Source organism: Streptomyces sp. HUAS CB01, assembly GCF_030406905.1.
Taxonomy (GTDB): Bacteria; Actinomycetota; Actinomycetes; order Streptomycetales; family Streptomycetaceae; genus Streptomyces; species Streptomyces chengbuensis.
Map to the genome: position 1 here is coordinate 5797501 of NZ_CP129137.1, position 12611 is coordinate 5810111.

3 protein-coding genes, 1 tRNA gene and 2 rRNA genes (1 of these 6 running past the window's edge) are annotated in these 12611 nt (G+C 66.5%); 5 read left to right on the plus strand and 1 reads right to left on the minus strand.

The features are described 5' to 3' along the window. The 3 genes from QRN89_RS25670 to QRN89_RS25680 all read left to right on the plus strand — a co-directional run. A 23S ribosomal RNA gene (locus tag QRN89_RS25670) occupies positions 1-2629 on the plus strand; it begins 492 nt to the left of the window's first position. Positions 2630-2716: 87 nt separating this feature from the next. Continuing rightward, a 5S ribosomal RNA gene (gene rrf, locus QRN89_RS25675) occupies positions 2717-2833 on the plus strand. 239 nt (positions 2834-3072) lie between these two features. Then, positions 3073-3145, plus strand: a tRNA-Thr gene (locus tag QRN89_RS25680). A gap of 58 nt (positions 3146-3203) precedes the next feature. Here QRN89_RS25680 and QRN89_RS25685 read toward each other — a convergent pair. Continuing rightward, the gene (locus QRN89_RS25685; RefSeq protein WP_290351726.1) at positions 3204-5855 is read right to left on the minus strand and encodes a SpoIIE family protein phosphatase; all 2652 of its coding nucleotides are present in this window, start codon (positions 5853-5855) and stop codon (positions 3204-3206) included. A 272-nt stretch (positions 5856-6127) separates the two neighbouring features. On the opposite strand from QRN89_RS25685, the gene QRN89_RS25690 reads away from it, so the two are divergent. Together QRN89_RS25690 and QRN89_RS25695 are read left to right on the plus strand one after the other, a co-directional pair. Next, entirely contained in the window at positions 6128-11614 is a 5487-nt protein-coding gene (locus tag QRN89_RS25690) for a HAMP domain-containing protein (protein WP_290351727.1), read from the plus strand. 306 nt (positions 11615-11920) lie between these two features. Next, positions 11921-12601 carry a response regulator gene (locus QRN89_RS25695; RefSeq protein ID WP_290351728.1) on the plus strand — a complete coding sequence of 227 codons (681 nt, stop codon included), beginning with the start codon at positions 11921-11923 and terminating at the stop codon, positions 12599-12601. Positions 12602-12611: the final 10 nt, after the last annotated feature.

The window sequence follows — 12611 nt, forward strand, 5'->3', positions numbered from 1 at the left end:
TGGCGGGACCACCCGCTAAGCCTAAATATTCCCTGGTGACCGATAGCGGATAGTACCGTGAGGGAATGGTGAAAAGTACCGCGGGAGCGGAGTGAAATAGTACCTGAAACCGTGTGCCTACAAGCCGTGGGAGCGTCGGACGTGCTTTGCGCGTCTCGTGACTGCGTGCCTTTTGAAGAATGAGCCTGCGAGTTAGCGGTGTGTAGCGAGGTTAACCCGTGTGGGGAAGCCGTAGCGAAAGCGAGTCCGAACAGGGCGTTTGAGTTGCACGCTCTAGACCCGAAGCGGAGTGATCTAGCCATGGGCAGGTTGAAGCGGAGGTAAGACTTCGTGGAGGACCGAACCCACCAGGGTTGAAAACCTGGGGGATGACCTGTGGTTAGGGGTGAAAGGCCAATCAAACTCCGTGATAGCTGGTTCTCCCCGAAATGCATTTAGGTGCAGCGTCGTGTGTTTCTTGCCGGAGGTAGAGCACTGGATAGGCGATGGGCCCTACCGGGTTACTGACCTTAGCCAAACTCCGAATGCCGGTAAGTGAGAGCGCGGCAGTGAGACTGTGGGGGATAAGCTCCATGGTCGAGAGGGAAACAGCCCAGAGCATCGACTAAGGCCCCTAAGCGTACGCTAAGTGGGAAAGGATGTGGAGTCGCAGAGACAACCAGGAGGTTGGCTTAGAAGCAGCCACCCTTGAAAGAGTGCGTAATAGCTCACTGGTCAAGTGATTCCGCGCCGACAATGTAGCGGGGCTCAAGCGTACCGCCGAAGTCGTGTCATTGCGATATGTACCCCCAACGGGGATCGTGATGGGTAGGGGAGCGTCGTGTGCCGGGTGAAGCAGCCGCGGAAGCGAGTTGTGGACGGTTCACGAGTGAGAATGCAGGCATGAGTAGCGATACACACGTGAGAAACGTGTGCGCCGATTGACTAAGGGTTCCTGGGTCAAGCTGATCTGCCCAGGGTAAGTCGGGACCTAAGGCGAGGCCGACAGGCGTAGTCGATGGACAACCGGTTGATATTCCGGTACCCGCTTTGAAACGCCCAATATCGAGCCCATTAATGCTAAGGCCGTGAAGCCGCCGGCTGAGTCTTCGGACGAGGTCGGAGTGGTGGAGCCGCTGACCCAAGGTGGTAGTAGGTAAGCGATGGGGTGACGCAGGAAGGTAGTCCAGCCCGGGCGGTGGTTGTCCCGGGGTAAGGGTGTAGCCCGAGAGATAGGCAAATCCGTCTCTCATGGAGGGTGAGACCTGATGCCGAGCCGATTGTGGTGAAGTGGATGATCCTATGCTGTCGAGAAAAGCCTCTAGCGAGTTTCATGGCGGCCCGTACCCTAAACCGACTCAGGTGGTCAGGTAGAGAATACCGAGGCGTTCGGGTGAACTATGGTTAAGGAACTCGGCAAAATGCCCCCGTAACTTCGGGAGAAGGGGGGCCACGTCTGGTGATGAGTCTTGCACTCTGAGCTGGGGGTGGCCGCAGAGACCAGCGAGAAGCGACTGTTTACTAAAAACACAGGTCCGTGCGAAGCCGTAAGGCGATGTATACGGACTGACGCCTGCCCGGTGCTGGAACGTTAAGGGGACCGGTTAGCTTGGATTCGTCCGGGCGAAGCTGAGAACTTAAGCGCCAGTAAACGGCGGTGGTAACTATAACCATCCTAAGGTAGCGAAATTCCTTGTCGGGTAAGTTCCGACCTGCACGAATGGCGTAACGACTTCTCGACTGTCTCAACCATAGGCCCGGTGAAATTGCACTACGAGTAAAGATGCTCGTTTCGCGCAGCAGGACGGAAAGACCCCGGGACCTTTACTACAGTTTGATATTGGTGTTCGGTTCGGCTTGTGTAGGATAGGTGGGAGACTGTGAAGCTTGGACGCCAGTTCAGGTGGAGTCGTCGTTGAAATACCACTCTGGTCGTGCTGGATGTCTAACCTGGGTCCGTGATCCGGATCAGGGACAGTGTCTGATGGGTAGTTTAACTGGGGCGGTTGCCTCCTAAAGGGTAACGGAGGCGCCCAAAGGTTCCCTCAGCCTGGTTGGCAATCAGGTGTTGAGTGTAAGTGCACAAGGGAGCTTGACTGTGAGACCGACGGGTCGAGCAGGGACGAAAGTCGGGACTAGTGATCCGGCGGTGGCTTGTGGAAGCGCCGTCGCTCAACGGATAAAAGGTACCCCGGGGATAACAGGCTGATCTTCCCCAAGAGTCCATATCGACGGGATGGTTTGGCACCTCGATGTCGGCTCGTCGCATCCTGGGGCTGGAGTCGGTCCCAAGGGTTGGGCTGTTCGCCCATTAAAGCGGTACGCGAGCTGGGTTTAGAACGTCGTGAGACAGTTCGGTCCCTATCCGCTGTGCGCGTAGGAGTCTTGAGAAGGGCTGTCCCTAGTACGAGAGGACCGGGACGGACGAACCTCTGGTGTGCCAGTTGTCCTGCCAAGGGCATGGCTGGTTGGCTACGTTCGGGAGGGATAACCGCTGAAAGCATCTAAGCGGGAAGCCTGCTTCGAGATGAGGACTCCCACCCACTTGATGGGGTAAGGCTCCCAGTAGACGACTGGGTTGATAGGCCGGATATGGAAGCCAGGTGACTGGTGGAGTTGACCGGTACTAATAGGCCGAGGGCTTGTCCTCAGTTGCTCGCGTCCACTGTGTTAGTTCTGAAGTAACGAACATGCCGAGACCACGTGGTGGTCGGCCGGTTCGACATCTTCATAGTGTTTCGGTGGTCATAGCGTTAGGGAAACGCCCGGTTACATTCCGAACCCGGAAGCTAAGCCTTTCAGCGCCGATGGTACTGCAGGGGGGACCCTGTGGGAGAGTAGGACACCGCCGAACAATTTTTAGCCTCAACCCCCGGGTTTCACCCGGGGGTTGAGGCTTTTTTGCGTTACCGGGACCGCTGCCCCGAACCGGCCCCGGCGCCTCACCCGGAGCCGGCCAGGGAGCGGGAATTCTCACCGCTGACGCAGACTCAGGAAGTCGTCCGAGGCCGCCGTCTGACGGATTAGGAGCACACGTCAGTTCGGGGTATGCTTCATTCCGTTGCCGGGCGGGAGACCGCACAGAGGCAACAGGCCTCTATAGCTCAGTCGGTAGAGCGTCTCCATGGTAAGGAGAAGGTCAACGGTTCGATTCCGTTTGGGGGCTCCGTACGGAAGAAGGCCCTCGCCTCACGGCGGGGGCCTTCTTCGTGTCCGCGTTTCCGTCAGTTGGCGTGCGGTTCCGGGACGCGCATCGCGAGGATCGCCATGTCGTCCGAGGCGGGCTCGGCCGCGAAACGCTCGACCGCGCGCAGAACACGTGCCGCGACCGCGCCGGCCGTCAGGCCCGTACACGTCGTCAGGACGTCGGTCAGACCGTCGTCCCCGAGCATGCGCGTGCCCTCACGGCGCTCCGTGACACCGTCGGTGACACAGAGCAGGACGTCACCCGGGTCGAGGGTGACCGTCTGCTCGTACAGCTCCAGGTCCTCCATCACGCCCAGCAGCGGCTGGGGTTCGGCCGCGGGCTCCACCGAGCCGTCCTGGCGCAGTCGCAGCGGCAGCGGGTGTCCGGCACAGACGACCTTCAGCAACGCCGAGCCGTCCTCCTGGGGCCACAGCTCGCCGTACAGCAGGGTGAGGAAGCGGCTGCGGGCACCCTCGTCGAGGATCGCCGCGTTGAGCCGCTCCAGCACCGCCGGGCCGCCGAAGCCCTCCCGCGCGAGCAGACGCAGGGCGTGCCGGGCCAGGCCGGTGACCGCGGCGGCCTCCGGGCCCGTTCCGCAGACGTCGCCGATGGCGAAGCCGTACGCCCCGTCGCGGATGGGGAAGAGGTCGTAGAAATCTCCGCCGACCTCGTTGCCCTCACCGGCCGCGCGGTAGATGACCTCCACCTCGACGCCCGGCACCTGGGGCAGGCCCGGCGGCAGCAGACTGCGCTGCAGCGACTGGCTGATGGCCGTGCGCTCGGAGTAGAGCCTGGCGTTGTCCAGGGCGAGGGCGGCCCGGCGGGACAGGTCCTCGGCGAGCTCCAGGATCTCCTGGCGGAAGTGGTCGTCGGACGGCTTGCCGAGGGTCAGCATGCCGATGACGCGGTTCCGGGCGACGAGAGGGAGGACCACGGTCTCGCCGCCGACCGCGGAAGCAGTGGCCAGGGTCGTGCCGATGCCGGACGAGACATGGGCGGCGCCGAGGCCGAGTTCACGCATCGACGTGCGCAGGGCGGCCTGGTGAGCGGCCTCGGCCGGGGCGGTCCACACACGCGCGCCGGGCGTCGGGACCGGGTCCGGCGGCTCGATCTTGGCGAGCAGGGCCTTGAGCCCGTCGATGCGCTCCTCGTCCTCGTGGAGGACGTACGAGAGGTACGGCTCGGAGGACTGGTCGGAGATCGTGTACACGGCGCACCAGGTGGCGAGCGTCGGCACCGTCATCTGGGCCATGAGCGCCAGCGTCTGGTCGCGGTCGAGCGTGCCCGCCAGCAGGTCCGAGGCCTCGACGAGGAAGCTGAGGGAACCCCGGCGCAGCCGCTCCAACTCGCCCAGGCGCGCGGACTCGACCGCGAGCGCGATGCGGTCGGCGGCGAACTGCAGGCGCAGCGCCTCCTCGTTGGAGTAGCGGCCCGAGGACTCGGCGGCGACGCCCAGGGAGCCGGTGAGCCGGCCCTCGACCTTGAGCGGGACGGTGACCACGGACCGCATCCCGGTGCCGCTGAGGAGGGGGACGGCTCCGGGGACCGCGGTGAGGTCCTCGTGGACGGCCGGCATCCGGGCCGAGCCGTAGCGTCCCGTGCCCGCCTCGACCGGGACCCGGGCGAAGCGCTGGCGGGCCGAGGGGAGTCCGGTGGTGGCCCGAACCTCGAGTTCGGTCTCGTCGTCGGTGGCCAGCAGCAGGAACGCCGCGTCGCCGTCGAGCATGTCGCGGGCGCGTTCGACCGTGCGCTGGAGCAGGCCGTCGAGGTCGTCGGGGGCCGGGGAGCCGATGAAGACCTCGAAGGGATCGGCGTTGCGGTTGTCGTGGCCGGCGCCGTCCGCCGCGGCAGCGCGCGTCGGCGTCTGGAGCACGGCGCGCTCGTAGTCGCGCACCAGCAGGCAGACGGTCGAGGCCTCGCCCCGGGTGCCGCGCACGCGGAGGTGCGAGGCGTAGACGGGGACGACGCGGCCGTCCGTGCCGCGGACGCCGTAGCTCCCCTCCCAGCGGGAGAGTTGGAGCGCCTCGGCGAGACCGGTGCCGATGCCGGGCGTGTGCGGCCAGGCGGCGAGGTCGCCGAGGGGCTTGCCGAGCACCTGGTCGGCCGCGTACCCGAAGAGGAGTTCGGCGTCGTCGTTCCAGGAGCCGATGGCGCCGTTGCGGTCGATCTGGACGACGGCGACGCGGACGCGCTCGTCGGCGACGGGGAGGAGGTCGACGGGGAGGACGGGGCCGGCGGAGCGGGTGCCCACGGCGCGCTGCGGCAGGTCGAGTTGGAACCAGACGTGCTTGTGCGTCGGCGTGTACTCGACGCCCCAGCGCGAGGCGAGCGCGGCGCAGAGCAGTAGTCCGCGTCCGTTCTCCCGGTCGGGGTGGACGGCTCTGCTGCCGCCCTGCATGGGGATCTCGCGCTCCGGATAGCGGTCGGCGACCTCGACCCGTACGCCTTCGCCCGTGCGCAGACAGAGCACCTCGGCGGCGGTGCCGGCGTGGATCACCGCATTGGTCACGAGCTCACTGGTGAGGACGACGGCGTCGTCGACGACGTCGGAGTGCCCCCAGCCCTGGAGGGTGTCGCGGACGAACGCGCGCGCCGTGGCCACCGACCGCCCGACCGGTTCGAAGCTGGCAGCCGCCCGTGCGGTGATCTCGGAATTCCTCGTACGCGTCTCGACGCCCGGCTCGGCCATGGTCGATGTCCGCCCCTCCCGGTGCCCGGTCTGGTAGTCCTTGCGCCATGCCGCCCCCCGCCGGGCGACCGGGGCGGTTGGACAGCCGGATGCCAGGTTACTTACCTTCGCTGTCCGAGCGGATGCCGGTCACCGCCGTTTCCGCCTTCTAGGGGTGGGGACGCTATGCGAAGCTGCCGAACTGTTATGGCCTGGTTCGGCCGTGGTGAAACACTGGGAAAGCTTCCTCAGACAGCCTGAGCAATATGGTCAACCCCCGCGGGAGGGACACTGTGGAGTCTGGTGCAACGGCGCGTGGCGCCGGCACGCGCGCACAAGGCGGACAGTCCCGGAGGAATCAGTCACGCGGGGGAGCGACCCCGGTGGACACCGCGGCTCTGAACCGGCTTCTCGCGGCCCTGTCGGCCATGCGGGACGGGAACTTCCGCAAGCGGCTGACGGTCTCGGGCGACGGTGTCATGGCCGAGATCGCGGCCGTCTTCAACGAGGTCGCGGACCGCAATCTGCACCTGACCGGAGAGCTCGCGCGCGTCCGGCGTGTCGTCGGCCGTGAGGGAAAACTCACGGAGCGGCTGGACCCCGGTGCCTGCGAGGGCTCCTGGGCCGCGGCGATCGAGGCGTCCAACGAGCTGGTGGACGACCTGGCGCGCCCGGTGTCCGAGGTGGGCCGCGTGCTGTCGGCGGTCGCGGAGGGCGATCTGGAGCAGCGCATGGAGCTGCGGTCGCACGCCGAGAACGGCTCGGACGGTGCGGTGCGGCCACTGCGCGGTGAGTTCCTGAAGGTCGCGCGCACGGTGAACAACCTCGTGGACCAGCTGTCCGCGTTCACCGACGAAGTGACGCGGGTCGCACTGGAGGTCGGTACCGAGGGCAAGCTCGGCGGACAGGCCCAAGTGCGTGGTATGTCCGGTTCGTGGAAAGACCTCACGGATTCCGTGAACACGATGGCGTACCGGCTGACGGCTCAGGTGCGTGACATCGCCCTCGTCACGACGGCGGTCGCCAAGGGCGATCTGTCGCGCAAGGTCACCGTGCATGTCGCCGGTGAGATGCTCCAGCTGAAGAACACCGTCAACACGATGGTGGACCAGCTGTCCTCGTTCTCCTCCGAGGTGACCCGGGTCGCCCGTGAGGTGGGTACGGAGGGCGAGCTCGGCGGCCAGGCGATGGTGCCGGGTGTCGCGGGTGTGTGGAAGGACCTCACCGACTCCGTCAACACGATGGCGGGCAATCTCACCTCGCAGGTGCGGGGTATCGCCGAGGTCACCACCGCCGTCGCCAACGGCGACCTGTCGCAGAAGGTCACGGTGAGTGCGCGGGGCGAGGTCGCCCAGCTGGCCGAGACCATCAATCAGATGACCGAGACCCTTCGGACGTTCGCGGACGAAGTGACCCGTGTGGCGAGCGAGGTCGGTGCCGAGGGCCTGCTCGGGGGTCAGGCGCAGGTGCCGGGTGCGGCGGGTACCTGGAAGGACCTGACCGACTCGGTCAACACCGTCTTCCGCAACCTCACGACCCAGGTGCGGGACATCGCGCAGGTGACGACGGCGGTCGCCAACGGTGATCTGTCGCAGAAGGTCACGGTCGACGTCGCGGGCGAGATGCTCGAGCTGAAGAACACCGTCAACACGATGGTCGACCAGCTCCAGTCGTTCGGTTCCGAGGTGACCCGTGTGGCGCGGGAGGTCGGTGTCGAGGGCCGGCTGGGCGGTCAGGCCGAGGTGCCGGGTGCGGCGGGCACCTGGAAGGACCTGACCGACTCGGTGAACACGGCGTTCCGCAACCTGACCGGCCAGGTGCGGGACATCGCGCAGGTGACGACGGCGGTCGCCAACGGTGATCTGTCGCAGAAGGTCACGGTCGACGTCGCGGGCGAGATGCTGGAGCTGAAGAACACCGTCAACACGATGGTGGCGCAGCTGTCCTCGTTCGCCGACCAGGTGACGCGCATGGCCCGGGACGTGGGTACGGAGGGCCGGCTCGGTGGCCAGGCACGGGTCGACGGAGTGTCCGGCACCTGGAAGGAACTCACCGACTCCGTCAACTTCATGGCCGGCAATCTGACCTCGCAGGTGCGTCAGATCGCCCAGGTGACGACCGCCGTGGCGCGCGGTGATCTGTCGCAGAAGATCGACGTGGACGCGCGCGGCGAGATCCTGGAGCTGAAGAACACCATCAACACGATGGTCGACCAGCTGTCGGCGTTCGCCGAGCAGGTGACCCGGGTCGCCCGCGAGGTGGGCACGGACGGGCGGCTCGGCGGCCAGGCGCAGGTACCCGGTGTGGCCGGTGTGTGGCGTGATCTGACGGATTCCGTGAACGGCATGGCCGGGAACCTCACGGCCCAGGTCCGAAACATCGCCCAGGTCGCCACGGCCGTGGCGCGCGGTGATCTGTCGCAGAAGATCGACGTGGACGCGCGCGGCGAGATCCTGGAGCTGAAGAACACCCTCAACACGATGGTGGACCAGCTCTCCAACTTCGCGGAGCAGGTGACCCGGGTGGCCCGCGAGGTGGGCACCGAGGGCATCCTGGGCGGCCAGGCCGAGGTGCAGGGAGTCTCCGGCACCTGGAAGGACCTCACCCAGTCCGTCAACTTCATGGCGAACAACCTGACCAGCCAGGTGCGCAACATCGCCGAGGTGACGACGGCGGTCGCCAAGGGCGATCTGTCGAAGAAGATCACCGTCGACGCCAAGGGCGAGATCCTCGAGCTGGTCACGACCGTCAACACGATGGTGGACCAGCTCTCCAACTTCGCCGACGAGGTCACGCGGGTCGCCCGTGAGGTGGGTACGGAGGGCATCCTGGGCGGCCAGGCCCGGGTGCGCGGTGTCACCGGCATCTGGAAGGACCTCAGCGACAACGTCAACCTGATGGCGAACAACCTGACCAGCCAGGTGCGGAACATCTCCCGGGTGTCCTCCGCGGTCGCCAACGGCGATCTGACGAAGAAGGTGACGGTCGAGGCGCGGGGCGAGGTCGCGGAGCTCGCCGACACCGTGAACACGATGGTGACGACCCTCTCGTCGTTCGCGGCGGAGGTCACGCGGGTGGCCCGTGAGGTGGGTACGGAGGGCATCCTCGGCGGCCAGGCCCGGGTGCCGGGCGTCGCGGGCACCTGGAAGGACCTCACCGAGTCCGTGAACTCGATGGCGTCCAACCTGACCGGTCAGGTGCGCCAGATCGCGACGGTCACCACGGCCATCGCCAAGGGCGATCTCACCAAGAAGATCGACATCGACGCCCGCGGCGAGATCCAGGACCTCAAGGACACCATCAACACGATGGTCGACCAGCTGTCGTCGTTCGCCGAGGAGGTCACGCGGGTGGCCCGTGAGGTGGGTACGGACGGCATGCTCGGCGGCCAGGCGCGTGTCCGGGACGTGGACGGCACCTGGCGGGACCTGACGGAGTCCGTGAACGAGATGGCCGGGAACCTGACCCGGCAGGTGCGCGCGATCGCCGCCGTCGCCACCGCGGTGACCCGCGGCGACCTCAACCTGAAGATCGACGTGGACGCGGCCGGCGAGATCCAGGTCCTGCAGGACAACATCAACACGATGATCGCCAACCTGCGCGACACCACCCTCGCCAACGAGGAGCAGGACTGGCTGAAGGGCAACCTGGCCCGTATCTCCGGTCTGATGCAGGGCCGGCGGGACCTGAACGACGTCGCCTCGCTGATCATGAGCGAGCTGACTCCGGTGGTCTCGGCGCAGCACGGCGCGTTCTTCCTGGCCATGCCCACGGGCGGCGGGGACGAGCTGGGCCCGGGCGGCGAGAGCTCGTACGAGCTGGTGATGCGCGCCAGCTACGGCTACTCGGCCGGGCTGATGCCCACGTCGTTCCGGCCGGGGGAGACCCTGATCGGCACGGCGGCCGAGGAGAAGCGGACGATCCAGGTCAACGTCCCGCCGGGGTACCTGAAGATCTCGTCGGGGCTCGGTGAGGCGTCGCCGGCGCATGTGATCGTGCTGCCGGTGCTGTTCGAGGGGAAGGTGCTCGGTGTGATCGAGCTGGCGTCGTTCCAGCCGTTCACCCAGATCCAGCGCGACTTCCTGAACCAGATCGCCGAGATGATCGCGACCAGTGTCAACACCATCAGCGTCAACACCAAGACCGAGGTGCTGCTCAAGCAGTCGCAGGAGCTGACCGAGCAGCTGCGGGAACGCTCGGAGGAGCTGGAGAACCGGCAGAAGGCGCTGCAGTCCTCCAACGCCGAGCTGGAGGAGAAGGCCGAGCTGCTGGCCCAGCAGAACCGCGACATCGAGGTGAAGAACACCGAGATCGAGGAGGCGCGGCAGGTGCTGGAGGAGCGTGCCGAGCAGCTGGCGGTCTCCATGCGCTACAAGTCCGAGTTCCTGGCGAACATGTCGCACGAGCTGCGGACACCGCTCAACTCCCTGCTGATCCTGGCCAAGTTGCTGGCGGACAACGCGGACACCAACCTCACCCCGAAGCAGGTCGAGTTCGCGGAGACGATCCACGGGGCGGGTTCGGATCTGCTGCAGCTCATCAACGACATCCTCGATCTGTCGAAGGTCGAGGCGGGCAAGATGGACGTCAGTCCGACCCGTATCGCCCTGGTGCAGCTGGTGGACTACGTGGAGGCGACGTTCAGGCCGCTCACGGCGGAGAAGGGGCTCGACTTCTCGGTCCGCGTCTCACCGGAGCTGCCCGCGACGCTCCACACGGACGAGCAGCGGCTGCTGCAGGTGCTGCGCAATCTGCTGTCGAACGCGGTGAAGTTCACCGACACGGGCGCGGTGGAACTGGTGATCCGGCCGGCGAACGCCGATGTGCCGCAGTCGATCCGCGAGCAGCTGCTGGAGGCGGGTTCGCTGCGCGACGCGGACGGTGATCTGATCGCCTTCTCGGTCACCGACACCGGAATCGGGATCGCCGCGAGCAAGATGCGGGTGATCTTCGAGGCGTTCAAGCAGGCCGACGGCACGACCAGCCGCAAGTACGGCGGCACGGGCCTGGGGCTGTCGATCAGCCGGGAGATCGCGCGCCTGCTCGGCGGGGAGATCCACGCGGCGAGCGAGCCGGGCCGCGGCTCGACGTTCACGCTGTACCTGCCGCTGCACCCCAGCGAGCTGCCGCCGCAGGGCTACCCGCAGCTCGTGCCCGGCTCCGAGACGCCGGCGCCCGCGATGGACGACGTGTCGGCGGACGAGCTGCCGCAGGAGTCGTCGGCGGGGGAGGCGAACAACGCGCCCGGGACGCTCTTCCGGCGCCGCCGCAAGGCGCTGGGGGCCACGGACCTGCGGCACGCGCTGCCGGGGCAGCCCACGGCCGCGTCGGGCTCCCCGCAGGAGTCCTGGACGGGGCAGTCCCCGCAGGAGCCGGGTCCGGAGCCGCGCCGCACCTACGAGTTCCACAGCGAGAAGGTGCTGATCGTCGACGACGACATCCGCAACGTGTTCGCGCTCACGAGTGTGCTGGAGCAGCACGGACTGTCCGTGCTGTACGCGGAGAACGGGCGGGAGGGGATCGAAGTCCTGGAGCAGCACGACGATGTGACGGTCGTACTGATGGACATCATGATGCCCGAGATGGACGGCTACGCCACGACGACGGCGATCCGGAGGATGCCGCAGTTCGCCGGACTGCCGATCATCGCGCTCACGGCGAAGGCGATGAAGGGCGACCGGGAGAAGGCGATCGAATCGGGCGCCTCCGACTACGTCACCAAGCCGGTCGACCCCGATCACCTTCTGTCGGTCATGGAGCAGTGGATGCGCGGAAAGTGACGATGGTTGCCCGCCCGCACATCACAGTCTGATTGCGGACCGTACGGATTTTCATGAATTGCTGACTGGCTGTGCCCGAAGGCGTGTGAGGAGGCGGGATCCGGGGAACCTTCCCGTCTCCCGGCGCGTTTCTGCTATGTGCACAGTGACATCGCGGTGACAGGGTGTGGCGACGGGCGGGGTGCGGCTACCATGACCGGCACAAGGACGGGCGGCGCAAGGGAGTCGTCCCTCGGGGCGGCGCCCGGTGTTTCCCCCGGCTCATCGAGCTGGGGAGACCCCAAGCCGGGGCGAGGAGGGCGAGGCATGGTGCAGAAGGCCAAGATCCTCCTGGTCGATGACCGGCCGGAGAATCTGCTGGCGCTGGAGGCCATCCTCTCTGCGCTCGATCAGACGCTGGTACGGGCATCGTCAGGGGAGGAAGCGCTCAAAGCGCTGCTGACGGACGATTTCGCGGTCATTCTGCTGGACGTCCAGATGCCGGGAATGGACGGATTCGAGACCGCTGCGCACATCAAGCGCCGCGAACGCACCAGAGACATCCCGATCATCTTCCTGACCGCGATCAACCACGGCCCGCACCACACCTTCCGCGGGTACGCCGCAGGCGCGGTGGACTACATCTCCAAGCCGTTCGACCCCTGGGTGCTCCGGGCGAAGGTCTCCGTCTTCGTCGAGCTCTACATGAAGAACTGCCAGCTGCGCGAGCAGGCGGCCCTGCTCCGGCTGCAGCTGGAGGGCGGCGGTCACGGTGCGGGCGAGTCCAAGGAGCCGGCCGGCCTCCTCGCCGAACTGTCCGCGCGGCTCGCGGCAGTTGAGGAGCAGGCCGAGGCGCTCTCCAAGCAGCTCGACGACGAGTCCGCGGACGCCGCGGCCGTCGCCACCGCGGCCCACCTCGAGCGCAAACTCACCGGACTGCGCAGGGCGCTGGACGCTCTGGAGCCCGGCGCGAGTGCCGGTTCGCCCACGCTTCCCTCCCAGAGCTGACGTCCGCGCG